Source organism: Winslowiella iniecta (assembly GCF_001267535.1).
Classification (GTDB): Bacteria; Pseudomonadota; Gammaproteobacteria; order Enterobacterales; family Enterobacteriaceae; genus Erwinia; species Erwinia iniecta.
In genome coordinates this window covers 22,079-48,563 of the sequence record NZ_JRXE01000012.1, presented here as the reverse complement: position 1 = coordinate 48,563, position 26,485 = coordinate 22,079, and the positions used below count along the sequence as shown (strand labels likewise).

22 protein-coding genes, 1 tRNA gene and 2 pseudogenes are annotated in these 26,485 nt (G+C 51.6%); 15 read left to right on the top strand and 10 right to left on the bottom strand.

The window, feature by feature from the left end:
* Positions 1-104: 104 nt before the first annotated feature.
* The gene (bacA, locus tag NG42_RS09965; RefSeq protein WP_052899151.1) at positions 105-923 is read right to left on the bottom strand and encodes an undecaprenyl-diphosphate phosphatase; all 819 of its coding nucleotides are present in this window, start codon (positions 921-923) and stop codon (positions 105-107) included.
* A gap of 150 nt (positions 924-1,073) precedes the next feature.
* Positions 1,074-1,433, bottom strand: coding sequence for a bifunctional dihydroneopterin aldolase/7,8-dihydroneopterin epimerase (gene folB, locus NG42_RS09960; protein WP_052899150.1), 360 nt, complete (start codon positions 1,431-1,433; stop codon positions 1,074-1,076).
* A gap of 107 nt (positions 1,434-1,540) precedes the next feature.
* Here folB and plsY point away from each other — a divergent pair, with 107 nt between their 5' ends.
* The gene (gene plsY / locus NG42_RS09955; protein WP_052899149.1) at positions 1,541-2,152 is read left to right on the top strand and encodes a glycerol-3-phosphate 1-O-acyltransferase PlsY; all 612 of its coding nucleotides are present in this window, start codon (positions 1,541-1,543) and stop codon (positions 2,150-2,152) included.
* Positions 2,153-2,170: 18 nt separating this feature from the next.
* Here the strand turns inward: plsY and tsaD are convergent, their stop codons facing one another.
* Positions 2,171-3,184: a tRNA (adenosine(37)-N6)-threonylcarbamoyltransferase complex transferase subunit TsaD gene (tsaD, locus tag NG42_RS09950; RefSeq protein ID WP_052899148.1), complete on the bottom strand. Its 1,014-nt coding sequence runs from the start codon at positions 3,182-3,184 to the stop codon at positions 2,171-2,173.
* Between the two features lie 302 nt (positions 3,185-3,486).
* Here tsaD and rpsU point away from each other — a divergent pair, with 302 nt between their 5' ends.
* The 3 genes from rpsU to rpoD all read left to right on the top strand — a co-directional run bounded on the left by rpsU (position 3,487) and on the right by rpoD (position 7,615).
* Positions 3,487-3,702: a 30S ribosomal protein S21 gene (rpsU, locus tag NG42_RS09945; RefSeq protein ID WP_001144069.1), complete on the top strand. Its 216-nt coding sequence runs from the start codon at positions 3,487-3,489 to the stop codon at positions 3,700-3,702.
* Positions 3,703-3,839: 137 nt separating this feature from the next.
* Positions 3,840-5,585 carry a DNA primase gene (gene dnaG / locus NG42_RS09940; RefSeq protein WP_052899147.1) on the top strand — a complete coding sequence of 582 codons (1,746 nt, stop codon included), beginning with the start codon at positions 3,840-3,842 and terminating at the stop codon, positions 5,583-5,585.
* Between the two features lie 188 nt (positions 5,586-5,773).
* Positions 5,774-7,615, top strand: a complete 1,842-nt coding sequence (gene rpoD / locus NG42_RS09935; protein ID WP_052899146.1) for an RNA polymerase sigma factor RpoD — start codon at positions 5,774-5,776, stop codon at positions 7,613-7,615.
* Positions 7,616-7,677: 62 nt separating this feature from the next.
* On the opposite strand, the gene mug is transcribed toward rpoD, so the two are convergent.
* Positions 7,678-8,205 carry a G/U mismatch-specific DNA glycosylase gene (gene mug / locus NG42_RS09930; protein ID WP_052899145.1) on the bottom strand — a complete coding sequence of 176 codons (528 nt, stop codon included), beginning with the start codon at positions 8,203-8,205 and terminating at the stop codon, positions 7,678-7,680.
* The gene (locus NG42_RS09925) at positions 8,189-8,803 is read right to left on the bottom strand and encodes a TetR/AcrR family transcriptional regulator (RefSeq protein WP_052899144.1); all 615 of its coding nucleotides are present in this window, start codon (positions 8,801-8,803) and stop codon (positions 8,189-8,191) included. The genes mug and NG42_RS09925 overlap by 17 nt, the downstream gene beginning before the upstream one ends.
* Before the next feature lie 162 nt (positions 8,804-8,965).
* Here NG42_RS09925 and NG42_RS09920 point away from each other — a divergent pair, with 162 nt between their 5' ends.
* From NG42_RS09920 to NG42_RS23005, 7 genes are all read left to right on the top strand, one after another.
* Positions 8,966-9,766, top strand: coding sequence for an SDR family NAD(P)-dependent oxidoreductase (locus NG42_RS09920; protein ID WP_052899143.1), 801 nt, complete (start codon positions 8,966-8,968; stop codon positions 9,764-9,766).
* Positions 9,767-9,976: 210 nt separating this feature from the next.
* Positions 9,977-10,052: transfer RNA gene (locus NG42_RS09915), tRNA-Ile, on the top strand.
* Between the two features lie 520 nt (positions 10,053-10,572).
* On the top strand, positions 10,573-12,762 hold the full coding sequence (gene zorA1 / locus NG42_RS09910; RefSeq protein WP_052899142.1) for a type I Zorya anti-phage system protein ZorA1: 2,190 nt from the start codon (positions 10,573-10,575) through the stop codon (positions 12,760-12,762).
* Positions 12,763-12,775: 13 nt separating this feature from the next.
* Positions 12,776-13,516 (top strand): type I Zorya anti-phage system protein ZorB1, encoded by a 741-nt coding sequence (gene zorB1, locus NG42_RS09905; RefSeq protein WP_052899141.1) that lies wholly within the window; start codon positions 12,776-12,778, stop codon positions 13,514-13,516.
* Positions 13,513-15,195: a type I Zorya anti-phage system protein ZorC gene (gene zorC, locus NG42_RS09900; RefSeq protein ID WP_052899140.1), complete on the top strand. Its 1,683-nt coding sequence runs from the start codon at positions 13,513-13,515 to the stop codon at positions 15,193-15,195. Before zorB1 ends, zorC begins: the two co-directional genes overlap by 4 nt.
* Positions 15,195-18,446: a type I Zorya anti-phage system protein ZorD gene (gene zorD / locus NG42_RS09895; RefSeq protein WP_052899139.1), complete on the top strand. Its 3,252-nt coding sequence runs from the start codon at positions 15,195-15,197 to the stop codon at positions 18,444-18,446. Before zorC ends, zorD begins: the two co-directional genes overlap by 1 nt.
* Before the next feature lie 137 nt (positions 18,447-18,583).
* Positions 18,584-18,742 carry a hypothetical protein gene (locus NG42_RS23005; protein WP_156322053.1) on the top strand — a complete coding sequence of 53 codons (159 nt, stop codon included), beginning with the start codon at positions 18,584-18,586 and terminating at the stop codon, positions 18,740-18,742.
* On the opposite strand, the gene NG42_RS09890 is transcribed toward NG42_RS23005, so the two are convergent.
* Both NG42_RS09890 and NG42_RS23465 read right to left on the bottom strand, forming a co-directional pair.
* Positions 18,739-19,254: a Fic/DOC family protein gene (locus NG42_RS09890; protein WP_241488336.1), complete on the bottom strand. Its 516-nt coding sequence runs from the start codon at positions 19,252-19,254 to the stop codon at positions 18,739-18,741. The genes NG42_RS23005 and NG42_RS09890 overlap by 4 nt on opposite strands.
* A 53-nt stretch (positions 19,255-19,307) precedes the next feature.
* Positions 19,308-19,496: pseudogene (locus NG42_RS23465) on the bottom strand (integrase arm-type DNA-binding domain-containing protein); the annotation flags it as partial.
* A 257-nt stretch (positions 19,497-19,753) separates the two neighbouring features.
* On the opposite strand from NG42_RS23465, the gene NG42_RS09880 reads away from it, so the two are divergent.
* From NG42_RS09880 to NG42_RS09865, 4 genes are all read left to right on the top strand, one after another.
* Positions 19,754-20,848, top strand: a complete 1,095-nt coding sequence (locus NG42_RS09880) for an adenosylhomocysteinase (RefSeq protein WP_420911309.1) — start codon at positions 19,754-19,756, stop codon at positions 20,846-20,848.
* Between the two features lie 242 nt (positions 20,849-21,090).
* On the top strand, positions 21,091-21,660 hold the full coding sequence (locus NG42_RS09875; protein WP_156322051.1) for a hypothetical protein: 570 nt from the start codon (positions 21,091-21,093) through the stop codon (positions 21,658-21,660).
* 202 nt (positions 21,661-21,862) lie between these two features.
* Positions 21,863-23,356 carry an FGGY-family carbohydrate kinase gene (locus NG42_RS09870; protein WP_052899136.1) on the top strand — a complete coding sequence of 498 codons (1,494 nt, stop codon included), beginning with the start codon at positions 21,863-21,865 and terminating at the stop codon, positions 23,354-23,356.
* On the top strand, positions 23,356-24,384 hold the full coding sequence (locus NG42_RS09865) for a 2-hydroxyacid dehydrogenase (protein ID WP_052899135.1): 1,029 nt from the start codon (positions 23,356-23,358) through the stop codon (positions 24,382-24,384). The genes NG42_RS09870 and NG42_RS09865 overlap by 1 nt, the downstream gene beginning before the upstream one ends.
* Here the strand turns inward: NG42_RS09865 and NG42_RS09860 are convergent.
* From NG42_RS09860 to NG42_RS23460, 3 genes and pseudogenes are all read right to left on the bottom strand, one after another.
* Complete coding sequence (locus NG42_RS09860; protein ID WP_052899134.1) at positions 24,381-25,337, bottom strand: carbohydrate kinase family protein; 957 nt, start codon at positions 25,335-25,337, stop codon at positions 24,381-24,383. The two genes, NG42_RS09865 and NG42_RS09860, sit on opposite strands and share 4 nt — an antisense overlap.
* Before the next feature lie 20 nt (positions 25,338-25,357).
* Positions 25,358-26,362 (bottom strand): ABC transporter permease, encoded by a 1,005-nt coding sequence (locus tag NG42_RS09855; RefSeq protein WP_052899133.1) that lies wholly within the window; start codon positions 26,360-26,362, stop codon positions 25,358-25,360.
* A pseudogene (locus tag NG42_RS23460) lies at positions 26,362-26,485 on the bottom strand (ABC transporter permease); the annotation flags it as partial. The gene NG42_RS09855 and the pseudogene NG42_RS23460, both read right to left, overlap by 1 nt.

The window sequence follows — 26,485 nt, the reverse complement described above, 5'->3', positions numbered from 1 at the left end:
CAGGGCCCGCGGTAAGAGAAGAGTTAACGCGCAGAAGAGTTGCCGCGTTGGCGGCGTGGAAAGCAGCATAAAACAAGGGCCAGCATTGCTGGCCCTGCCATAAACTAAACAAACACCATATAAACCGCAGCAGCGACGATAAAGCGATAGATCGCGAACGGCACAAACGAAATACGTTTGATGATATGCAGGAAGGTTTTAATCGCCACCAGCGCGACGATAAAGGCGGTGACAAAACCAACGGCAAACATCGGGAAGTCAGCCATGCTGAGGAAGCCCATGCTCTTGTACAGATCCAGCACGGTTGCGCCCATCATCATCGGTACGGCCAGAATAAACGAGAACTCTGACGCCGCGTAACGGCTGACGCCCATCAGCATCCCGCCGGAAATGGTCGCACCTGAACGCGAGAAGCCCGGCCACAGCGCCAGACACTGGAAGCAACCGATGACAAACGCCTGGCGATAAGTGATATCGTCGATCCCTTCGGCTTTTGGCGTCTTCGGCTTCAGGAATTCTGCCGCCAGCAGCAGCACACCGCCAACCACCAGCGCATACATCACATTAATTGGATTAAACAACGATTTGATTTGATCGTGTAACAGCAGGCCAATCACCACCGCTGGCGCCATCCCCAGCAGGATATGAATCAGCGTCAGGTGGCCGGTTCCGCTCCCTTCATGTTTGACTTCGCCAAAGTGAATACCAATCAGTCCAAACAGGCGACGCCAGAACATCACCACTACGGCCAGAATCGAACCCAGCTGGATAACGACTTCAAAAGTCTCCGCCTTCTGACCTTCGAACCCCAACAGATGGCCGACAATGATCATATGACCGGTGGATGAGACTGGAAGAAACTCGGTTAGCCCCTCAACAACGCCCAGGATCGCTGCCACCCAAAGCTGATGAATATCTGCCATCAATCGTCCTCTACCCTAAATATTTAAACCACTAAAAAGGCGGCCGCTTTAACAGGTGACCGCCAGAAAGAAATGCCTGATACGTTTTCAACAGGCTTATGACACATGCTAATGTGGTTTGGTTTCATTGTGATGGCAATCACATTGAATTTATTTCGGATTAGTCCCGCGCTCAATTATTACGCCAACCTGCGCCGCCTGTGCTACCGCACCCGGTTTGCTGACTTTAATTCGCACCCACGGCGACGCGAAGCGCGATAACAACAATGAGGCCACCTCTTCCGCCACCCGCTCAACCAGCGCGAACTTACCGTCGGCGACGTGAGAAATGATCGCTTCAGAAACGTCGGCATAGCTCAGACAGTCATTTACATCATCGCTGGCCGCGGCTTTACGGTTGTCCCATGCCATTTCGACATCGAGCACTAATTTCTGCTGAATGGTCTGTTCCCAGTCATACACACCAATGGTGGTGATGACAGTTAGCTGTTCAATAAATACAATATCCATGATGTCAGTCTCTGTTTTTGCGTTAGCCGGATACCACTTCTGGCGGTTTATGCGTATTATCCACAGATGATGAGAATAAAACGACCCTTACGGAACGGGACGGTGTTATGAGTGCTATCGCGCTTGGTATGATTATTTTCGCGTATCTCTGCGGCTCCATTTCCAGCGCGATTTTGGTGTGTCGTCTCGCAGGTTTACCCGACCCTCGTCAGAGTGGTTCCGGCAATCCCGGTGCGACTAATGTGTTACGCATCGGCGGTAAAGGTGCGGCGGCGGCGGTGCTGATCTTTGACGTGCTGAAGGGCATGCTGCCGGTATGGCTGGCTTACTTTCTTGGCGTTTCGCCGGTGTATCTCGGCCTGACCGCCATCGCTGCCTGCCTCGGCCATATTTATCCGGTGTTCTTCCATTTTAAAGGCGGTAAAGGTGTCGCGACCGCCTTTGGCGCTATCGCCCCCATCGGCTTTGATCTTACCGGCCTGATGGCCGGCACCTGGCTACTGACGGTATTACTCAGCGGCTACTCCTCGCTAGGAGCGATTGTCAGCGCGCTGATTGCACCATTCTACGTCTGGTGGTTTAAACCGCAGTTTACCTTTCCGGTGGCCATGCTCTCCTGCCTGATTTTGTTGCGTCATCACGACAATATCCAGCGCTTGTGGCGCGGGCAGGAAAGTAAGATCTGGAAGAAAAAGAATAAAGACAAAAAATCCGCTTAACGCGGATTTTTTTTGACATCAGATTGCCGGTAATTCAGCCAGCGGCCAGCGCGGGCGCACCGTTACGCTCAGCTCACCGCGTGTACCACCTTTCAGACGCACCATGCCGGCATAGGCAATCATTGCGCCGTTATCGGTGCAGAACTCCGGGCGCGCATAAAACACTTCACCACCCCGCGCCTGCATCATTTCCGCCAGCTTACTGCGCAGAGTCCGGTTAGCGCTGACGCCACCGGCAATCACCAGGCGCTTAAACCCGGTGCTTTCCAGCGCACGTTTACACTTGATCGCCAGCGTATCGACCACCGCATCCTCGAAGGCGCGCGCGATATCCGCATGGGTCTGCGCATCGTCACTGTTTTCACGAATAGTATTGGCGGCGAAGGTTTTCAGACCGGAAAAGCTGAAATCCATGCCCGGACGGTCAGTCATCGGGCGCGGGAACGTAAAACGCCCCGCCACTCCTTGCTGCGCCATTTTCGACAGCATCGGTCCGCCAGGATAATCCAGCCCCAGCAGCTTCGCGGTTTTGTCGAAGGCTTCACCGGCGGCATCGTCAATCGACTCGCCGAGCAGAGTATATTCACCGATGCCGGTCACGCTAATCAGCTGGGTGTGACCACCCGATACCAGCAGCGCTACAAAAGGAAATTCCGGTGGATTCTCTTCCAGCATCGGTGCCAGCAAATGGCCTTCCATATGGTGTACCGGCACGGCAGGCACGTCCCAGGCAAACGCCAGTGAACGACCAATGGTCGCGCCGACCAGCAGCGCACCGACCAGGCCCGGCCCGGCGGTGTATGCCACGCCGTCAATATCCTGCGCCGTCAGTCCGGCCTCTTTTAACGCCGCCTGAATCAATGGCACGGTTTTACGCACGTGATCGCGTGACGCCAGCTCAGGCACCACGCCGCCGTAATCCGCATGCAGCTTTACCTGGCTGTACAGCTGATTGGCCAGCAAACCGCTGACATCATCATAAATCGCGATGCCGGTCTCATCGCAGGATGTTTCAATTCCCAGTACACGCATTAATTTTTACCTCTTTCTCGCGGCGCGCAGTTTACCACAACCGCTGATTGCGCTGCGGCTATTTTGACGGCTAAGCGGTTACTCCATGAACAATAAGCAGAAAATTTTCCAACGTGAGCAAACTGATTGTTGTATAATCAGCCCCCTGAAAAAAACCGGCAGCCGCACAGGCGCTTCTGTTGGTTTCATTAGCTCATGGTGCTTTACAACGCAGCGTATGTTGGAGTAAAATTCCGCACCATTTTGAAATGAGCTGGCACTGACGCCAGCCGCAAAACCGAATTTATCGAGGTGAGAGTTACATGCCGGTAATTAAAGTACGTGAAAACGAGCCTTTCGACGTAGCACTGCGTCGCTTCAAGCGTTCTTGTGAGAAAGCAGGCGTTCTGGCTGAAGTTCGTCGTCGTGAGTTTTATGAAAAACCAACGACCGAACGTAAGCGCGCTAAAGCTTCTGCAGTAAAACGCCACGCGAAGAAACTGGCTCGCGAAAACGCACGCCGCACTCGTCTGTACTAATTTCTTCTGGGGGTCCGCCTCCATCGCGTATTACACGCAGACAGAGTCATTATAAGAGGCCGTGCTTTCCGAAAGGAATGCGCGGCTTGTTCTCGTTTATGAGCTGAACCATTTTATAGGCAGAACAATCGGGGCTTATGGCTGGACGAATCCCACGCGTATTTATCAATGACCTGTTAGCGCGCACAGACATCGTGGATCTGATCGATGCACGAGTGAAGCTGAAAAAGCAGGGTAAGAACTATCATGCGTGCTGTCCTTTCCATAACGAGAAAACGCCCTCTTTTACTGTAAATGGTGAAAAGCAGTTCTATCACTGCTTCGGCTGTGGTGCCCACGGCAACGCAATCGACTTTCTGATGAACTATGACCGTCTGGAGTTTGTCGAAAGCATTGAAGAGCTTGCCACATTGTACGGGCTTGAAGTGCCGTATGAGGCGGGTAGTGGCCCAAGTCAGCTGGAACGTCATCAGCGTCAAAGCCTGTATCAGTTAATGGAAGGCTTGAGCAGCTTCTATCAACAAGCACTGCCACAAGGCCCTGCCGCGCCTGCGCGCGACTATCTGGCAAAACGGGGACTGAGCGACGAAGTGATCAAACATTTCGCGATTGGTTTTGCACCGCCGGGCTGGGACAACGTATTAAAACGCTTTGGTCGCGACGAGGAAAATCGTCAGTCGCTGATCGATGCCGGAATGCTGGTGACCAACGATAAAGGTCGCAGCTACGACCGCTTCCGTGAACGCGTGATGTTTCCTATTCACGATAAACGCGGGCGGGTAATCGGTTTTGGTGGCCGCGTCTTGGGCGATGGTATGCCGAAGTACCTTAACTCACCGGAAACCGATATTTTTCACAAAGGCCGCCAGTTATATGGCCTGTATGAAGCTCAGAAGAACCATCCAGAGCCTGCACGTTTGCTGGTTGTGGAGGGTTATATGGATGTGGTGGCGCTGGCGCAATTTGGCATTGATTATGCTGTCGCCTCGCTTGGCACCTCAACAACCGCCGACCATATTCAACTTCTTTTCCGCTCGACTGACAACGTAATCTGTTGTTATGACGGCGATCGTGCTGGTCGCGAGGCCGCATGGCGTGCATTAGAAACAGCATTACCTTACATGACCGACGGTCGTCAGCTACGCTTTATGTTCCTGCCGGACGGGGAAGACCCGGATACGCTGGTGCGTAAAGAGGGCAAAGAGGCGTTTGAAGCGCGGATGGAGCAGGCAATGCCGCTCTCCAGCTTCTTATTTGACTCGCTGATGCCGCAGGTGGATTTGTCATCGCGTGACGGACGTGCGCGACTCAGCACCCTGGCACTGCCGCTGATTAGCCAGATTCCAGGTGAAACGCTGCGCATCTATCTGCGCCAGGAACTGGGTAAGTACTTAGGTATTCTCGATGACAGCCAGCTGGAGAAGCTGTTACCGAAGAAAGCGGAAAACGCCACGCCAACGCTGGCGCCTCAGCTAAAGCGCACAACCATGCGTATACTGATTGGACTGTTGGTGCAAAATCCGCAACTGGCCGCCATGGTGCCGTCACTGCAAGGTCTGGAGCAGTCAAAAATGGCTGGATTGCCGCTGTTTGTTGAGTTAGTGAATACTTGCACAGCCCATCCTGGCCTGACCACCGGACAGCTACTAGAGTTATATCGTGGAACAAATTTTAGCCAGCACCTTGAAACGCTGGCGACATGGAACCACATGGTAGTAGATGACGAAGTAGAAACCATGTTTAAGGATTCGCTGGCCAGTATGTACGACTCAGCGCTGGAGCAGCGTCAGGAAGAACTTATCGCTCGCGATCGGACCCAGGGTCTGAATGCCGAAGAGCGCCGCGAACTGTGGTCACTTAACCAGGCGCTGGCGCGGAAGTAACGAACATTAACATTCGAGCAGGCAACATAGCTCAAACGAACTCAGCGGCTTAAGTGCCGATTATCGCTCGGGCCGGACCCGACAGCCGCCACGAGGGCAGCGGCAATAATCTAAAGCCTTCAACTGTTATTGTTGGCTGCATGGCCGACCGACACCAATCTAATTAACAGAAGTGTGGATACCGTCTTATGGAGCAAAACCCGCAGTCACAGCTTAAGCTACTTGTCACCCGTGGTAAGGAGCAGGGCTATCTGACCTATGCCGAGGTCAATGACCATCTGCCGGAAGATATCGTCGACTCCGATCAGATCGAAGACATCATCCAGATGATCAACGACATGGGCATTCAGGTTGTAGAAGAAGCGCCTGATGCCGACGATCTGATGCTGAACGAAAACAGTTCCGATACCGACGAAGACGCTGCTGAAGCCGCTGCACAGGTGTTATCCAGCGTAGAATCTGAAATTGGGCGCACCACCGACCCGGTTCGCATGTACATGCGTGAAATGGGTACCGTCGAGCTGCTGACGCGTGAAGGCGAAATCGACATTGCCAAGCGCATCGAAGACGGTATCAACCAGGTACAGTGCTCTGTTGCTGAATATCCGGAAGCGATTACCTATCTGCTTGAGCAGTACGACCGCGTTGAAGCGGGCGAAGCGCGTCTGTCCGACCTGATCACGGGTTTTGTCGATCCTAATGCCGAAGAAGACATCGCACCAACGGCAACCCACGTCGGCTCTGAACTCTCTGAAGAAGAGCGTGACAATGACGACGAAGAAGAAGACGACGACGATGACAGCTCCGATGACGACAACAGCATCGACCCGGAACTGGCGCGCGAGAAATTTACTGAGCTGCGTACCCAGTACGAAGTCACGCGTACCGTAATCAAAGCGAACGGTCGCAGCCATGCGAAAGCCGCGGCTGAGATTCAGAACCTGTCTGACGTGTTCAAACAGTTCCGCCTGGTACCGAAGCAGTTTGATTTCCTCGTCAACAGCATGCGTACCATGATGGATCGCGTTCGTACTCAGGAACGTCTGATCATGAAGCTGTGCGTTGAACTGTGCAAAATGCCGAAGAAGAACTTTATTACGCTGTTCACCGGCAACGAAACCAGCGAAACCTGGTTCAAAGCAGCACTGGCAATGAACAAGCCATGGTCTGAAAAGCTGAATGACGTAGCTGAAGACGTGCAGCGTAGCTTGCAGAAGCTGGCTCAGATTGAAGAAGAAACCGGCCTGACCATCGAGCAGGTAAAAGATATCAACCGTCGCATGTCAATCGGCGAAGCGAAAGCGCGTCGTGCGAAGAAAGAGATGGTGGAAGCAAACCTACGCCTGGTTATTTCGATCGCCAAGAAATACACCAACCGTGGCCTGCAATTCCTTGACCTGATTCAGGAAGGTAATATCGGCCTGATGAAAGCGGTTGATAAGTTTGAATATCGCCGTGGTTATAAGTTCTCAACTTACGCCACCTGGTGGATCCGTCAGGCTATCACCCGCTCTATCGCTGACCAGGCGCGTACCATCCGTATTCCGGTGCATATGATTGAGACTATCAACAAACTCAACCGTATTTCGCGCCAGATGCTGCAAGAGATGGGCCGTGAGCCATCACCGGAAGAGCTGGCTGAGCGCATGCTGATGCCAGAAGATAAAATTCGCAAAGTGCTGAAAATCGCTAAAGAGCCGATCTCGATGGAGACGCCGATTGGTGATGATGAAGATTCACATCTGGGCGATTTTATCGAAGACACCACGCTGGAGCTGCCGCTGGACTCCGCCACCTCAGAAAGCCTGCGTTCTGCAACGCATGACGTTCTGGCTGGCCTGACCGCGCGTGAAGCGAAAGTACTGCGTATGCGTTTCGGTATCGATATGAACACCGACCACACGCTGGAAGAAGTGGGCAAACAGTTTGACGTAACGCGTGAGCGTATCCGTCAGATCGAAGCGAAGGCGCTGCGTAAGCTGCGTCATCCAAGCCGCTCTGAAGTACTGCGTAGCTTCCTCGACGATTAATTTTGCCGAGCTTGCAGTGAAAAAAACCCCGGTCTGCCGGGGTTTTTTATTGCCTGAAAAAGTTAGCGGCCGCGCAACGCCAGCGCGCTGTCCAGCTCTTGATAGGCGGCGACCATTTGCTCCTGCGAAGCGCGATTCAGGCCGCTGGGATTGGGTAATACCCAGACCTCGGTATCGCCAATAGTCATCTCCTGCCTGCCCCACTCCACTTTGCTCTGACGAAAAGCGCGCTTAAACGCCTCCTTGCCTAATACCGCCAGCGCCACCGGCTGATAGTGTTGAATCTTCTCAATCAACGCCTTGCCACCATCACGCAGCTCCAGCGCCGACAGCTCAGTGGCCTGCACCGTCGGACGCTCCACCAGCATAGTGATGCCACAGCCGGTCTCCAGCAGACGCTGTTCCTGTTCCGGCTTCAGTTGCAGCACGGTAAACCCCGCTTGCCAGATAGTCTTCCAGAAACGGTTGCCGGGATGGGCAAAATGAAAGCCGGTGTGCGCCGACGACTTACCCGGATTAATACCACAAAACACCACACGCAGGCCGGGCGCGAGGATATCGCTAATCGGCTGTTCAGTTATTTCGCTCATCATTTTCCTGTGTAAGTGATAGTAAGTTCAGACGCTGCTTCAGGCTTTGGCGGGATACCGCCAGCATCTGCGATGCGCGCTCTTCATCCGGGCAAGCCCGCGCCAGCGACATCGCCCCAATCAGCTCAGCCAGCGCTGAACTGGCCATTGCTTCCGACTCCGCTTCGCCGGACTGTTGAAGGCGCGAAGCAATCAGCTGATGCATACTCTGTACGCCGCAGTCGAAACGAGATCGCGCCGCCGTGGGTAGCCTGGCCGCTTCGCCCGACAGCGCTGGTAGCGGACAGCCCTGCTCCGGTGCCAGACGCACCTCATCGGAAAGATAATAATCGATAAAATCCCGCAGGCTGGCTTTGGCTTCTTTGCCACTCAGATGCTGCCGAAGCGTAGCCTGTAACTGGGTGAAAATATGATTAATCGTCTCGGCGACCAGCTCATCCCGCGAGGAGAAATGAGCATAGAAACCGCCATGGGTTAAGCCCGCGCGCTTCATCAGCGCAGCCACGCCAATCCCTTCCGTCCCCAGCACCCGCATCGCACTGGCGGCCTCATCAAGAATGCGCTGACGGGTACGCGCTTTATGGCTGAGATTTTCCATTTCAAACTCCGGCTAACTGGCGATAAGCCGCCATAGGTTATAACAATTATAATAATTATTATGACCGTCATATTCAAACCGCTTCCGCGCTTGACTGTTTATATGATGATTGTCATATTAAATCCGACAGTAAATGATGACCATCATATTCAGGAGTTAACCATGACCCTATTCTCTCGCAGTTCAGGCACGGCATTAATCACCGGCGCATCATCAGGCATTGGCGCAGCCTATGCAGAACGCCTGGCACAACGCGGCTACGACGTAATCCTGGTGGCACGCGATCGGTCACGCCTTAACGCGCTGGCGGCAAAACTCACGGCGGTGCACGGCGTGCAGAGCGAAGTGTTGCCAGCAGACCTGACGCGCGACGAAGACCTCAGCCGCGTCGCCCAACGTCTGGCGGATGACGAACGCATCACGCTGCTGGTAAATAACGCCGGAATAACCGTCGATGGCGACTTTCTCGATGCGGATATCAACAGCATCAACAGCCTGATTGCACTGAATATCACCGCCCCAACCCGCCTTGCGCATGCCGCAGGTAACCGCTTCAAAGCCCGTGGACGCGGCACCATTATCAATCTGGCATCGGTATTGGCGTTGATACATGAGATGTCCAACGGCGCATATAACGCCAGCAAAGCCTTTGTGCTGACGCTGACGCGCGCGCTGGAACGGGAACTGAAACAGCACGGAGTACAGGTGCAGGCAGTGCTGCCGGGCATCACCCGCACCGAGATCTTTAATCGTTCCGGTCAATCGATCGACGAAATCCCGACTCATATGATTATGGAAGTGGAAACGCTGGTGGATGCCAGCCTCGCCGGACTGGATCTGGGCGAAAGCGTCACAATTCCGTCACTGGAAAGCCTTGCGCAATGGCAGCAGTACGAGAGTGCGCGTGCGGCGATGATTCCGGGTTTGTCGCTCAGCCAGTCGGCATCACGCTACCGTCAGTAACGCCAGAGTGTTGGTTTTGCTGCTTAGTGAATAAAGATGAATAAAAACCAGCGGATCAATCAGTCGCTGGAAGCCGCGCGGGCTGCGGGCCGGGATTAATTCCTTGTGATTCAGATGGTTTGCGAAGCATGAGATTTGCTTAAAAAAAGCCCAACCGGATGCTAATTGCTGGATTGCGCACCAGAGTTACATTATAATCCTGTCCCCGCAGGCCCCTTAGCTCAGTGGTTAGAGCAGGCGACTCATAATCGCTTGGTCGCTGGTTCAAGTCCAGCAGGGGCCACCAAATAAAACAAGGAGTTAGATGAGAAATCGTCTGACTCCTTTTTCTTTAGTTTAAAATGGGGTCAGGTAACGTTTTAACATCGTTACCTCTAGCTTTCAGACACTGCCATCCATGTTGGCGCGCAGCTTGTCAACGCCTTCCAGAATTTGTCGTCCAGCTAATTAAGAAACTGTTTTTCAGCGTTGTTAATGAAAGTCCTTGGGGTAGATCGTAGCGAAAAAGCAGCCATGCTTTATCACAAATTCAGATTTGGAATACAGTTCGCTAAATGATACCCGGAACGGGAGCGATTACAAACGACACAGTGTGAAGAAGTTTGCTTTTGCAGGGTAAAAAATAGGAAACTAGATCATCGTTTCGCTTGTTTATTCTGCTTTTGCCGTTCACCTCTTGAACGACAGGAGCTATTCAGAGGTAACCTAGCGACATGCTGACAACTACTGTAGCGTAATCAATTATTTATTGATTATATTGCTGATGGTTACTCTTATTACGTATAATATATTAAACGGGTAAAACAATGTCCTGGCTTAATTCCCTTTTAGTGACACTTACATCTGTGGAGCCCCATAAGGTACCTGTCACTGTTATCGGCCTCGTTACCTTTGCCGTCGTATGCTTTATTTTCTTTTATTTGGTCAGAGCCATCAGAATTGTAAGTGGCCTGAAAAAATACACACAATCAATTAACAGCATTGAAAAAAGTGAGCCAGAGGTCCAGCTAGTACATCTGCAAAGCCTGTTTCAGCAGCCTGGACTCAGGCATGCGTGGAACGAGTTCGAAGAATCGTTGCACCCACAGCGTGAACTTGAGGACGGGGAAGAAAAAATCGTTCGAATTCGCGCTACAGCACCGAGCGCAAGTTTCTTCTCAGAACAACAAATCGTTGATATTCCGCTGAACACTGAGTTCTTCAAACACCTGCCTGGTATTCTTACTGGTGTGGGGATTATCGGTACCTTCTACGGACTGATGATTGGTCTCAACCATTTCGATCCCAACACACCTGAGCAGGTCACCAGCAGCGTCAATAATCTGCTGCACGATGTGTTGTACGCATTCCTGGGCTCGGCATTTGCTATTTTTGCTTCCATTCTTATCACCTGGCTGGAAAAGCTATCCATCGCCAAGTGCTACAAATATCTGGAAAAATTCACTGCGGCCCTGGATTCTCTCTATGACAGCGGCGTTGGCGAGGAGTACCTTGCCTCGCTGGTGAAATCCAGTAATGAAAGCGCAACCCAGGCGCGCCATCTGAAAGAGAGTCTGGTTACCGATTTACGCGATATGCTGCTGCATCTGGCCGAAAGCCAGAAAGTTGAGAACGAGCGCTTGGCGACCACGCTTAGCGCTACTTATCGCGAATCAGGACAACACTTTGCCGAGCAAGTTAGTGGCGCAATTGAAAACAGCCTGAAGTCGCCGTTGGATAAAATTGCCGGTGCCGTGCAGACCGCTAGTGGTGATCAAAGCGGTATAGTGCAGAACATGCTACAGGATGTGCTGACGGCGTTTATGGCGAAACTCGATACTACTTTTGGTCAGCAGTTTACAAATCTCAATGACATGATGGGGCAAACTGTTGGCGCGATTCAGACAATGCAAACCGGTTTTGCCACGCTATTACAGGACATGCGTCAGGTGAGTGATGATTCCCGTCAGGGTAGCGCGCGGCTCATCGAGCAGCTGCTGTCAGAGATGAAGTCTGGCCAGCAAGCTATGCAGGCTGGTATGAATGACATGCTCTCTAGCCTTCAGGTCTCAGTGGCTAAAATTGGCGCAGAAGGTGAGGGGGCCGGTGAGCGTATGGCTCGCCAACTTGAGAAAATGTTCGCCGATAGCGAAGCGCGAGAAAAAGCACAGTCAGAACATATGGCTGCCTTTATTGAAGCTATTCAGAACTCGGTGCAGCAGGGGCAAAGCGCCACAATGGAAAAAATGGCAACCTCCGTCGAAGCCCTTGGAGAACAACTGAGTAGCCTGTTTGGGCAGATCGATAAGGGTCAACAACAGATTTCTGTAAATCAGCAAGTGAATCAGCAATCACTGCACGAGCAGACGCAGCGTGTGATGAATGAGGTAGACGATCAAATTAAACAATTGATTGAAACGGTTTCCAGCCAGCATCAAGGCACAACTGAAACACTGAACAAACTCGCAGAACAAACCAACCGACAGATTCAGGATATGCAAAGCGGTGCAGAAAAAATGCGTGTGGCGGCTGAACGCTTTGAACATGCAGGTGATCGGGTGTCGGAAGCTAATCACCTTACTGCTGAAGTGCTGAATAAAGCGCAATCAGCAGGTTCATCACTCTCCCTTGCCACCAGCGAACTCGCGTCCGTTGTAGCTGATTATCGTAATAATCGGGAAGCCGTTAGCAAATCCATTGCCATGCTAGAACTGCTTGCCGCAAATACGCAGTCTGAACAAACCACGCGCAACCAGTTCATTGCCGATCTTAAGCAGCACGGTGAGCGTCTGCAGAGCTATAACCGGGAAGCTCAAGCCTTTATGGAAAATGTCAGTGACGTGCTCGGGAAAGGGTTTGAAGATTTCTCTGAAGGCGTTTTACGCAGTCTGGATAAAACACTGGGTAAACTTGATGTCGAAATGGCTAAAGCCTCCAGTCTGCTCGCCGGTTCTGTCGAACAAATCGGAGAAAGCGTCAGTGAGCTTGATGATGTTCTGTCGCGCGTACGTGCCTGAGGGGTGACGGCTGATGTTTGGAAACGCATTTGGCGTTAAAAAACGCCGCAGCGATGAAGCAGAGAAGCCATTCTGGATCTCTTATGCCGACCTGATGACGACCATGATGGTGTTATTTCTGGTCGTCATGGTTGCCTCGTTGAGTTCCGTTACACAACGTATTCAGCGTGCAGAGCAAGGCGAAAAAACAAGAGGTCAGGATATATCCAGATTGTGTGAGCGACTGGAATTGCATGCCCGTAACGTGAACAAAACTATCGTGGTGGATTGCCACGATAACCGTATCAGTTTTGGTGAAGCCGGGCGTTTCGATCACAACCGTTTTTTCCTGAACGCTGAAGGACAAAAAGCACTGCAGGATGTTGTTCCGCTGGTGCTGGATGCAGCCGACAGTAAAGAAGGTAAGAAGTGGTTCAAGCAAATCGTCATTGAAGGGTTTACCGACACTGACGGCTCATATCTGTATAACCTGCATCTCTCCCTGCAACGCTCTGAATGGGTAATGTGTAGTTTGCTTGATAGCCGCAGCCCGCTGCAAAAAAGTATTTCCGCAGAACAACAGATCCAAATCCGTAAACTTTTCCTTGCGGGTGGCGTCTCTTTCAATAATGCCAAGGAAAGCAAGGAAGCCAGCCGACGCGTCGAGTTACGTATGCAGTTTTTCGGGCTTAAAGACAAGCGTGATGAGGCCGATGAGGTGGATTTTCCCCCTGTCGTTAATAAAGAAGTCTGCCAGTTGGTGATGCCCCAATGACGCCCGCTCTGAATTCTCTTTCTCAGCGCATTGCTGCGAGGCTCTCTTCCAGTCAAAGGGATGACAATTATCTACATAATGATTTCCATACGTTGGCCTCCGCAGCCCTCGATATGGAAAAACGGTTTGATAAAGCAGAAAAAATTCCCTCACCACCACAACAAATGCGGCTGGAGGCTCTGCGTCGCCTTCGTCTTGCAAAAGAACTCACGGAGCGAGAATGGCGGATGGTCTTTTATGGTCTTGCCGATAACGATCCGTTATATCCTGACCGGCCAATCTTGCTAGAGGATGATGTATTTTTTCCTGAGGTCGACAACGCTATCAAAATACGGCTTGTATCTAAGGAATTGAAACGCAAGGATTGGGCAGCGCTTTGTTCAAGTTATTTTGCTTATCAGCATGAGTCTCCTGAGACAAATCCACATTGGTGCGTACTACGTGGGCATATCGCTCAAGGTTACTTTGTGGTGAAAGCTGCTATACGACGAGAAAAATCATGGATGAAAACTATCGAGTTTTACCACGATATTTTTACCCCGCAAGCTGGGGGCATGATTTCCAGACAGCTACTTGCAGGTGAAAGCAATTCACTTTCATCATTAGAGAAAATCGCGCAGATCCCCGAAAGCAGCTGGTTATGGAAGCGCATTTTCACGGTGCTTTTAGCGCAACTCGACACACTCGACGATCCGCAGTTTCTGGAAAAAATTAGCTGGTTGTTAGGTCTGGCTGCGCAGTGGGTACGTTTCCGTGATGACATCATAACTGCGACCCTGACTCGCTATTATCATTCTATTTATCGTGAGCAGGTACATTCAGCGCTGAAGCAGGCTGCCCTGGAATTCTGGGATAACCCTCAACTGAAAAGCCAGCAGAATAAATGGCATCAATATGTCTCCGAGTCGGTTGTTGCAATGGTCCGGGGATGGTTAGCAAAACAGGATCTGACACATTTCTTTGAGCTGTTGCGCGGAAACGGTGATGTTGACCAGGCAAGGCTGCACTACTGGCTGCGTTTCGCCAATCAGATGGGATTTACTCGTATCGTGATGGGGCTGGATGCCAGACAAGATCGGCGTAGCGACTTTGTGAAATTCCGTGAGGATAATCGTGGGCGACTGAGCCATTTGCATGGTGGGCGAAGTTTTGATAATGCCATGATTATGCAGATCAATGATTATCTGTTCGTCGAGTTTTCCGGGACAGGAAACGCGATGTATGTCTATCGAATAGGTCACGCGCCATTTAACCCTGAATCACGCATACTTGATATCAACATCCATCTAAAAGATCAGGGACGCTGCGCACTAAGACTGCCCCATGCACCTCGTGCTGAGGGGTATAACAAAGTCCGGATAACCGGCTGGATGTTGAAATATGATGATGAGCTTCGCAAGTTGGGTATTCGTTGGATGGCGGAAGAGCCCGTCAAGTTTGTCGATAAGAAAGGGTCCTCTACCGCTTCGTTATCTGCTATCAAAATCATGAATCCATTGCGTGATACAGCGATACAGCACCTGGTCGAAGGTGCTTCATGTATCGTCAGCGATAATAGACAAAAAGGCGGAGTACTGTCCGTACAGCTCAAGATGCCTGATGACGCAATAGAAAGAGAGTTGTTACGACTAGGCTTTGCGCCTGTGGCTAAAGAACCGCATCGTTACTGGATCAAATAATGCTGAAACGTCTGTTAAGTAAATTGGCGGGAAACCGTCAGCAGATAGAACACCATCTTAAGAATCACTATCAGGTTGAGGAAAATGGACTCAGCTTTCCGCTATCGCTGGTTGATGATTCGCAGCTTTGGGCACTGGCATCCTGGCTTGAACAACTGGCTGAAGAAGACTATCTGATATCGCTAACAGACCGATGGTTGTTGAGTTGGGATGCCTTGTACCGTCTTCTGGATGATGACGAACATGCCAGCAGCCTGCCTCTTATCGGAGTGCCTGAGATACTGCCTTTACGCGCAAGCCTGAGTTCACGTGGTGCATTAAGCGATAGTGATTTTCGCGTCTGGATTGCTGACTGGGCCACGCTTCCTACACGTCACCCCATCCGTTTCAGCCGTACTGGTGCTATTTTTACTTTTGATAATCAACAGCACCTGCTATCCAGAGAAAACTGGGTACTCATACAGGCAACAGAACAACTTAGTGCGCAGCAAAGTCAGGCTCCCGGTGAAACCACTAACCAACTTGGATGGGCCACTATCCGCAAATGTGCGAAACAAGCCTCCGCAAAATTTGATGACTATTTAGAAAAGACGCACGTCGTCAAACCGACGTCATTGTCATTACGTTTGCGTAAAGCAACAGTTGCCGATACTGCGGTTATCGAGATTGAACCCCATTTCGAAGACCAGCCAGCTAACTGGTTGGGTAATTTTGATAAGAATTCGCAGGTTCATGATAGCTATCGTATCCCAGGAGAAAATGGTGAACTTAGCCACGTCATCATTACTCCTGAAGTGAAAGAGGTCCTGAATTCAATACATTCCATTCCAGGTCGTCGAGTGGCCGGAAGCGAGGCGCTTTCATTCGTTCGCAATCCCTACACATTTCTTGGTGAAGATGCCGCCAGTGTGATTGACCCTGAAGAGCATGAACAGGCACTGTTTGATGCTCATATTTTCTTCCATCACTTTAGGCTTCAACCTCGTCTAAATGATGAGAATAAGATAGAGAATATTACGTTGGTTCTGGAGCCGGTCTCGCCAGTACAGCAACCGGAAGTAACCTTCCTCTTTTCCGCCCCGTGGGAGCTGGATAAATTTGTTCAGGCCTTGGGTATGAGCGTTGCCGCACAAATGCCTGCAGGTTCCTGGCAAGGTTACGAGCTGGAACTGAGCCAATTCACTGAACAACAATGGCATGATTGCCAGTCATTGCTGTCACGCTGGCAACAGGAAATCGAAGGTAAAGAATTTAACGATGTCCTGGATATTGGTAAATATGGCGACCGTGTTATCGGTATTGGTAAGTTTGAAAAAATATCCTCGCCTTGGCTCACCAAAGCTCAAAGCGAAAATTGGCTCCCTGATGACATCGATTTCTCTGCATTTTCGATTGAAACACTAGCGGGTTGGCAACCTGAAAACCTGCACCATTTTGATGAACTTCAGGAGAGGATTACCCAGGCGGAAGCGGCTGGTGAAACGCATATCACCCCACCATGGAATGACGCTGTATTACAGCTGTATGCCGCTAAAACCTTGAGTAAAAACTGGAAAAAACAACAAAATACGGCAAATAAATCACAGGGAAACGTTGCCGATAAAGCAGCCCGAGCCGTACTAAAAATTGAACAGAATATTGAAAAGGCTGCCTACATCAAGCAGCGCCGTGATTCGCTCCTCAATGCGCGTCATGCCGAGCCTGAAATTCCTCTGAGCCTTAAAGAGCATATACGGCTCAAAGACCATCAAAGTGAAGGTGTGGCCTGGCTTCAGCAACTCTTCCTTCGTTCACCTGAGGAAACCACAGGTTGCCTGCTGGCTGATGATATGGGGCTGGGGAAAACTCTGCAAATTCTAAGTTTCCTGGTCTGGTTCATTGAAAAATTCCCAGATGAACCACCAAGCCTCATTGTCGCCCCGGTTTCTCTTTTAGATAACTGGGAACGTGAGCTGGATAATTTCTTCTACACCGCTGGTGTTCCAGTGTTGAAATTGTATGGCGAGACCATTAAAGCGGTGAAATACCCCAAACAATCTATACCTGCTCATCTGCAGTCTCAGGGGATCAAAAACCTGCTCAAACCCGGCTGGCGGGGTGAGGCGAAAATCATTTTGACCACGTATGAAACGCTTCGTGATCAAGAGTTTTCTCTGGCACGCCAACCGTGGTCCATTATGGTGTGCGACGAAGCTCAAAAAATTAAAAACCCGGCAGCATTAATTACCATTGCAGCGAATGCGGTACAAGCCAGGTTTAGAGTAGCCTGTACCGGCACACCGGTAGAAAATACGTTGGTAGACCTGTGGAGTCTGTTTGATTTCGCTCAACCGGGTTTATTCGGGGCGCTCAATGACTTTGGTAAACACTATGTTCGCCCTATTGAGAACGAAGCAGATCGTGATACAGAACGGCTGGAACGTTTGCGAGCCTTGATTGAACCACAGACATTACGCCGAACTAAAGAAGAGGTTGCGCGCGATCTACCGCAAAAAATTGAAGTGACCAGTTGCAAACAACTACCGCTTTCCGGCCCTCAAAAGCAACTGTACCTTTCTTCAATTGCCAACTGGCAACAACAACAGGCACTAAGCGAGGGAATGCAGCAGGCGGGTGCTGGAATGTTAGGGTTGTTACATCGACTCAAACTCATTTGCGCGCATCCAGCAGTGGTTAGCCCTGAGCCTCGCTATCAGGAAGGCTCGCCAAAACTTAACTGGATGCTGAAAACGCTGGATGAAATTAAGCACACGAGTAAAGACAAGGTGATTATCTTCACTGAGCTACGCGATCTCCAGCGCGAGATACAGCATGCGATACAGAAGCGGTTTGGCTTCCGCCCGGTAATCATCAATGGTGATATCAGCACTAAAAGTCACAGCCAGAACAGCCGCCAGCGATTAATTGATGATTTCCAGACTCAACCCGGCTTTGGCGTGATTATTCTTTCTACGGTTGCAGTCGGATTCGGTGTTAATGTCCAAAAAGCCAATCATGTTATTCATTTCACTCGCTGCTGGAATCCAGCCAAAGAAGATCAGGCAACGGACCGCGCGTACCGAATTGGGCAAACTAAAGATGTGTATGTCTATTACCCGACGGTAAGAGACTCTGAAATCACGACGTTTGAAGAAACGCTGGACGAACTCCTTCAGCGTCGACGTTCATTGGCCAGAGATATGCTCTGTGCTACTCCTGATTTGAATGGTGCTGATTTCGAGGCTGTTGTTGCCAAAAAAGCTTCGATTTGAATACCGCTAAATGCTAACCACTCCACCAGCCCAATAAGCGGCTGGTGTCTCCGCGTTTTACTATCTAGCCTTTCATCAACCTTGCCAGCACATTTCAGTACAACTACAATCCTGAAAAATATAACGAGGACTTGCTAATGAGACAAGAATCAGCACCATCTCAGGTTACCAAAGAACAGATATACCGTTCCGTTGCCAGCTCAACCGCAATCGAAACCGGTGTTTCTGTGCAACAAATTGAGCAGCAACTCAAACAAAATCTGGCACAGGCGAAAGCCGTTGGCCTCGCCCGCTAGTTTGGCAAGATGTCGTTTACCAGTTGCATCATAGGACTGTAGTTCCCTGATACGCCTGCCTGAATTGCCTTAAAGTAAAACGCTTTGTGTTCATCCCATAAGCTGTAATCCAGTAAGCCCTTTCCCGCCAAAACCGACAGCACATCGCAAAGCAGCCTCGACAGACGTCCGTTACCTTCTCTGAAGGGATGGATCAAAATAAACTCCACGTGACATTCCGCCAGATAACTAACTAGCTCCGGACGAGCCAGGGATTTCAGCTCACCAGACCGAACGAGAAACTGCTTCTCGAAACCATCAAGAACCAACGGAATCCTGTCGGCAGCGGCAAACTGGAAGCCATCCTTTATCAGGTTAGCGTTACGCAGCCTGCCTGCCCAGTCATACACATTTCCCAGCCATTGACGATGCCACCCACTAATGTGCTCAAAAGCCAGCACCGCAGGCAGCTGACCTTCGATAAATAGCTGTTCATACAGCATCAGTAGCAGGCCAGACTCCAGCGCTTCCATTTCCTGCTCATCAATAACCCCCAGCTTATTGGCAAATACCAGCTCACCAGAACCAGGCGTTGTTGCTCAAGCTCTTGCTCGGGATCTTCTGCTTCGACAAGCCAGACTCCGTACTTTTTCGCCAGCTCATTGGCCGTCACCAGCTTCATCTCAGGCCAGATACCTAACTGAATGAATCTCTCTTTCTTCCCTTTCTCAACGTAGTAACGGAAATAAAAAACCTTGATGCCTGAAGCCAGGAAATTTAAGTGAAAAGATTATAAACCTCCCCCTAAAACCTGGACACCCAGCCAATAAAGCCGATTTATTTTTTATAAATCGCCACGGATAATCCACACACTTTCGAGCCGTTGATAATATCGATGTATTACCTGCGTTTATCTGAGGCGGGAAAGCCAGAGTGATGAACGTAACCTTCCTGACGCGGGAATTAATGATATATTCCTTAAAAATCATCAAACAACGATAATAAGGAACTGCCGTGAGTATCCAGAACGAGATGTTTAGCAAAGAGATTGCGTGGTCCTGCCGCCATATGGTTCGCACCCTGAAGCAGGTGGCAGCGCTGCCCGACTTAAGTCATGTGCGCATGGCTTGCAATATGCATCTCGACCTGAAGATGATCCCGCTGGTAGAAGGTCTGCTGAAGAAAAATGCCCAGGTCTTCCTGACCACCTGTAACCCGACAACCGTGCAGAATGAGGTTGTTGCATACCTGGTCGCCGCAGGTGCACAAGCCTGCGCATGGCGCAATATGAGCGATGCCGAGTGGCGCGACTCATGGGAAAAAGCGATTGCGTGGCGTCCGACCCATCTCTGTGAAATGGGCGCTGATATCACCACCTTGTTGCATCAGCGCGGTGAATTTGGCGATGTCGTGGCCTGCCTCGAAGCCACCGGATCCGGTGTAAATCGCCTGAGCGATCTGCGTCCAGGTTACCCGATCTTTAACTGGGATGACTTACCGGTCAAAGAAGGTCTGCATAACCGTCATATGGTCGGCCTGACCGCGTGGCAAACCTTCTTCCAGACCACTCATCTGACACTGCACGAAAAGAAAGTGTTGGTCATTGGCTATGGCCTGGTTGGCCAGGGCGTTGCCGCAGCGGCGAAAGCCTATGGCGGACAGGTTATGGTGGCAGAACAGGATGCCGCACGTCGTCTACAGGCCGCCTACGATGGCTGGCACGTCGTCGATATTGATGACGTCATTGCCACTACCGATGTGGTCGCTACCGCAACCGGTGCGAAGAAAGTGGTCAGTGCCGCCGTGCTGGATAAAGCGAAAGAGGGAATATTCGTGCTTAATGTCGGCCATGTTGCCGAAGAGATTGACTGTGAGTACCTGAAACAGTACCCGCACGAAGAAGTGATGCCGTTTATCAACGCATATCAGTTAAACGGCAAAACACTTTATCTGATGGCAAACGGCTCAATGTTAAACCTGACAGCCGGATTCGGCGACAGTCTGAATGCATTCGACGTGACATTAGCGGTAATGGCAAGCGGAATCAAACATATCGTTACCGACGGTCAGCATGCCGAAAAGGCGATCTATTTACTGCCGCAGAGCGTGTGGGAAAAAGCGCTGTAACCGGTAATGGTCTAAACAGGTGGCTGAAGTAGGGAATATCCATGCTTCAGCATGCCGGCAATCCCTTTTGTATCTTTTCGTCTTAAGTCAACGGCATCTCAGTATAACGGCCTGACGGAACAAAATCGGATTTATGGACATAACGCTGCCAGATAATAATGCGCTATGCTGACTTCCGGCCAGATTATCTGAAAGATGAATCAATAGTGACTGATAAATAAATATCACCGGATGAGAAAAAAGTGGAATCCTTTAATTATACTCTGCACGACCTTCTCTGTTTAAGTGAGTTCAGAAAAGTCATTCCCGCCACGGGAATGGATGATATCTGCAAAGCAATTACTGAATGGGCGGAGCAAGAAGTATTATCAGGTAACGATTCCGGGACATTATTGATTCTTGCCTCCTTAAACCTTGATAAGACCCCTGATGAAGATGAAGTCAGGCGCTATTTTGACAGGTATCGGGCTGAGACAGGCCTGAGCTATCCAGCACAGAATTTTAGCGCATTGATATGGCTTAAAATTCAGATTTCGAAACTTACCCATGCCAGCAATGCTCAGTCTGCTGTAATTTACTTATCCTTCTTCGCCACCACCTGGTTAGATTACAGCCCGCGATTTTTTGCCAAAACCTGCGGCTACCTTAACTGGCTATATTATAACCTGATGGATGATTATGGTGACCTTTATCCCTCTCTCGCATCTGAAATGACCAGTGACGAAATTCTGGCTTATATCAAAAAACATCTTATCCCCTTCGAAAAGAAGCTATCCAATGATGACTGGTTGAACTTCCTTTCAGAGGAATAACGCCTGATTTCATTATTGTTGGAAAAAATGGCAGCAGCTTCCCGCCCTCATCCCTCCCCCACCCACAACACAAATATTGCTCAACCCCAGCCACAGTGATAGCATCAATAGCCATTTAGATGGCTAAAATCACACTACACCGTCGTTTAAATGAACACGCTTAACTTCTGATAGCGCTACATCCAAGAGTGGGTAGGTTTAGATGGATTTCTTTCTCGGTATCGATATTGGTACGTCCAGGGTAAAAGCCATACTGTTCGATAATGCGTTTCAGGCGGTGTGCTCTGCTACTGAAAATACGCGCCCAACCCTGACCTCCGGCGGCTATGCCGAACAGGATATGGAGCAGCTTTGGCAGTCGGTGCTGAAGGTTCTGCAACAGATCGCCAGCTGGCCTGCATTACAGCAGGGAAAACTAAAAGCTATCGGCCTTGCCGGTCAGGGCGAAGGCGTCTGGTTAAGCGATGCTGACGGGCAGCCGGTTGGGCCGGGTATTCTGTGGAGCGATACGCGCAGCAGCGAATTAATGACCGAATTATTGCGCAGGCCCGGCCTCGATCAGCGCTTATTTGCCGAGACCGGCACGCAGTTGCAGCCGTGCAATACCAGTATGCAGCTCTGCTGGTTGCAGCAGAATCAGCCAGAACGGCTGCGCGCCGCCACTTATCTGTTTTTTGCCAAAGACTGGATTCGCTTTCGCCTTACCGGGCACGCCGCGATTGAGATTACCGATGCCAGCGCCTCGGTGCTGAATCAGGCCAGCGGCGAGATTTCCTCGGCGGTGATTGAAGAACTGGGTCTTGGCGAGGTTAAACCTCTGTTTCCACCGCTGGTTGCGCCCGATGAGCAAGCCGGTACGCTGCGTGCAGATGTCGCGGCGCTGTGCGGCCTGCCGCCCGACACGCCGGTTGCCGCCGGTGCGCTGGATGTCTGTAGCGCGGCATTAGGCTGTGGCGCCATTAATGACGGTGATATTTACACTATTTTAGGCACCACCTGCTGCACCGGCATTGTCTGCCACGGACGCGAAAATGTCAGTCAGCACACCCGCTATGTTACCCATACCGAAACCGGCAGTTTTATTAATCTCTATCCGATGCAGGCCGGCACGCCGAATATCGACTGGTTGCAGCGGAATCTGTCCCTGACTGACGATTTGCAACTGCTGGAACAGGAGATAGCCACAATACCACCCGGCAGCGGTGGCGTATTCTGGCAGCCGTATCTGAATGGTGAGCGGTCGCCGTTTTTTAATCCGCAAGCGAAAGCCGGCTATTTTGGTATCAGTCAGCAGACCACGCGCGCCGAGTTGCAACGGGCGGTATTTGAAGGTATCGCCTATGCAATTGTCGATTCACTGCAAGGCTACAGCACTGACGGCGATCTCTATATTACCGGCGGCGGCGCGGCCTCGGCCACCTGGCTACAGATTATCGCCGACTGCACCGGCAGAACCGTGGTATCCAGCCATTTTAATGAGCTGAGTGCCAGGGGTGCCGCGATTCTTGCCGCACGCAGCGTCGGCGCGCTGCACCACTACCCAGCACCTGAACAGACCCGCTATCAGCCTGATGCTCAGGCGCATGCAGCTTATCAGGCACTGTTCCCGGTTTTTCTTCTGCTGCGCAACCAGTTACAACCGGTCTGGCAAGCAAGGCATCAGGCATTACAGAAAATTTCTCAGGATAAAAAATAATGAAAATTGTGTTTACCGCAGAATACGAGGGAGATTTACAGGTTTTCCGTCAACTGGGGGAGCTGGTGGTGGAGGGCTGGGCGATTGGCAAACCGAAGTTGTCGAGCCAGCAGTATATCGCGCTGGCCCATGATGCTGAGGTGATTGTCACCAGCTATGACGATATTACCGCCGAGGTGATTGCCGGCTGTCCGCAGCTTAAAGTGATTGCCTGCACTCGCGCGAATCCGGTGAATATTGATATTCAGGCGGCAAAGCAGCGCGATATCAAAGTGTTATATACCCCAGGCCGTAACGCCGATGCCGCCGCCGAACTGACCCTCGGCCTGATGCTAAGCCTCGCCCGTCATATTCCGCAGGCGCATGCTGCACTGAAGCGCGGTGATTTTACCCGCCCGACCCAAAGCGGCAATAGCACGCAAGCCGGATTGCGCCGCGATGTGGTGTGGGATGTCAGTGCTGACAGCCCTTACGAAGTGTTTAAAGGCGGCGAGCTACGCAATAAAACCCTCGGACTGGTCGGCTATGGCAATATTGGCCGTCGTGTTGCCCGTCTGGCACGCGCCTTTGGCATGGAGGTGTTAGTCGCCGATCCGTTTGTCGCCGCCGAAGATATTGATGAGCCGGGTCTGCATAAAGCCACGCTGCAACAGCTGTTTAACAGCGCGGATTATGTCAGCCTGCATCTCAGCAGCGGCCCAGGCACCGATGGCATGATCAATGCTTCGCTGCTGAGCACGATGAAAAAAGGGGCGTATATCATTAACACCTCGCGAGCGGCGGTGATTAATGAACAGGATCTCATTGACGCGCTGCGGCATGGCCCGCTGGGTGGCGCAGCGCTGGATGTCTATCATCAGGAGCCGCTGTGGCAGGAACATCCGTTTATTACCGAGCTGGATAATGTGATTATCACCCCGCACATTGCTGGCGCGACCCGAGAAAGCATCGCCAAACATACCGCAATGATCGCCGCCGATCTGCAACGTTTTATTGCCGGCGAACCACTGCTTTATCAGTGGCGCTAATCCGCGGATGAATGACAGAGGGGCGTGGTGGCGATAAACGCTTCGACCTGCGCCCAGTTTTCCACGCCGGCATCCGAACCCAGTCCGGTTGCCACCAGCGCCGCCACTGCCGATCCTACCTGACAGGCTTGCTGTACACTCATGCCCCGCGCCAGCGCACTGATAAAGCCGCCACAATAGCTGTCACCGCAGCCGGTGGTATCCCGCGCCGTAACCTGGTAAGCCGGAATATGCTGAATGTCGTCGCGGGTAATCAACCATGAGCCATTCTCCCCGTCTTTCAGCACGCAGCACCCGACTCCGGCGTCGAAAAAGAAGCGGGCAATCCCGGCCACCGACTGTTTGCCCGACAGAAATGCCGCCTCTTCCAGTGATGGCATAAAGTAGTCAACGTAAGGCAGCAATGGGCGCAACAGCGCCAGGGTATCGTCATTACAGGCAATCAAATCGAAGCTGGTGATAACGCCGCGCTGTTTTGCCGCCGCCAGTAATCTGGCGCTTGGCCCCTGATCCATTGCCGCCAGCAGGCCGCTGCCGCCGTGATGCAGAAAGCGGCAGTCCAGCACGCGATCAAAATCCGCTTCCTGCACCAGCAGCAGATCTGACGCACCGCGATAATGCAGCGCCGGACGTTCGCCATTGGGGCGAATCGGTAACATGGTCGCCGAGGTTTCCCGCTCGGCGGTGCGCTGAATCAGCGAGCAGTCGATGCCCAGCCGCTGGTAATAATTAAGGATAAACTGCGCTTTTTCATCCTCACCCAGACAGGCCGCCGTGGCGGTGCTGATGCCCAGCTTTGCCGCATTAATCAGTGCGCCGGCGGCGGTTCCCGCCGGACAGAGACGAATCTGTTCGATAAACGCCACATTGCCGCGCTCAGGGATCGCCGTCACCGGACGCCCGGCAATATCCAGAATGGTCAGGCCGACAAATACCGCATCAAAACTTTTCATCACCGTTTCTCCTTGTCAGCCTAACGCAGATGCTGGCGCAAACGCGCCTGCCAGAATGACAGCGCCAGCGCCACCACCAGGATTACGCCCATCAGCGCATCTTTAAGCAGGTAGTTCAGCCCCATCAGATTCAGTCCATTATCAACCACCGCCAGAAACAGCACGCCGACCAGCGTACCGAGAATACTGGCGCGCCCCTGACGATTAAATGCAGTGCCGATAAACACCGCGGCAATTGCATCCATCAGATAGGCTTGCCCGGCCAGCGGCGTGAACTGGCGCAGGTTGGCGGACAGGATCACGCCGCCGACCGCACACATCGCCGAGGCTATTATTAGCACCCAGAACAGCGTTTTACGATTAGCGATACCGGCAATCCGCGCGGCTTCGCTGTTCTGGCCGACGGCGCGCACGCATTTGCCAAACAGCGTCCGTTCCGTGACCAGATACGCAATCACCACCAGGCTCAGCGCGATCAGCACCGGAATCGGTATCCCGCCGATATTGCCCACCGCAAGGTCGTGGTATTCCCGCGCCATACGCCGGTAAGCAATCGAGCCGCCGCCATCGGTATAAATTCGCTCGACGCTACTGGCAATAAACCAGGTTCCCAGCGTGGCGAGGAACGGCTTAATCTGACAAACGAGGATCAGGAAGGCATTAAATAAACCAATAATCACCCCGCCAAGCAGCGCGCACAGCACCGCGGCCTGCCACGGCAAGCCCCATGTTTTGAGTGCCACCAGCGCAAATGCCGCGCCGAAATCGACCGCAATCCCGACCGAGAGATCAATCGCGCCAGCACTGACAATCAGCGTCATCGCCAGCGAAACAATCAGCAGAATGGCGCAGCCCTGGAGCAGGTTGCTCCAGTTATCCAGCGTCAGAAAGACCGGGCTGGAATAGCTGAACAGGGAAATAAAACCCAATGCCACGAGGAAAAAACCCAGCCGGGCAAACCAGCTGACCATTTTATTTTTGGAGCTTGCCGGCTGAGCGGCAGATAACGGAGGGACGATGCTCATCAATGGCTCCTTTTCTGCTGAAAGGCCGAAGCAGCCAGCACCACCAAAATTAATCCCCCTTTGATGGTGCCCATCCAGAAGATATTGATACCCAGCAAGCCTAGGCCATTGGATAAGGCATTC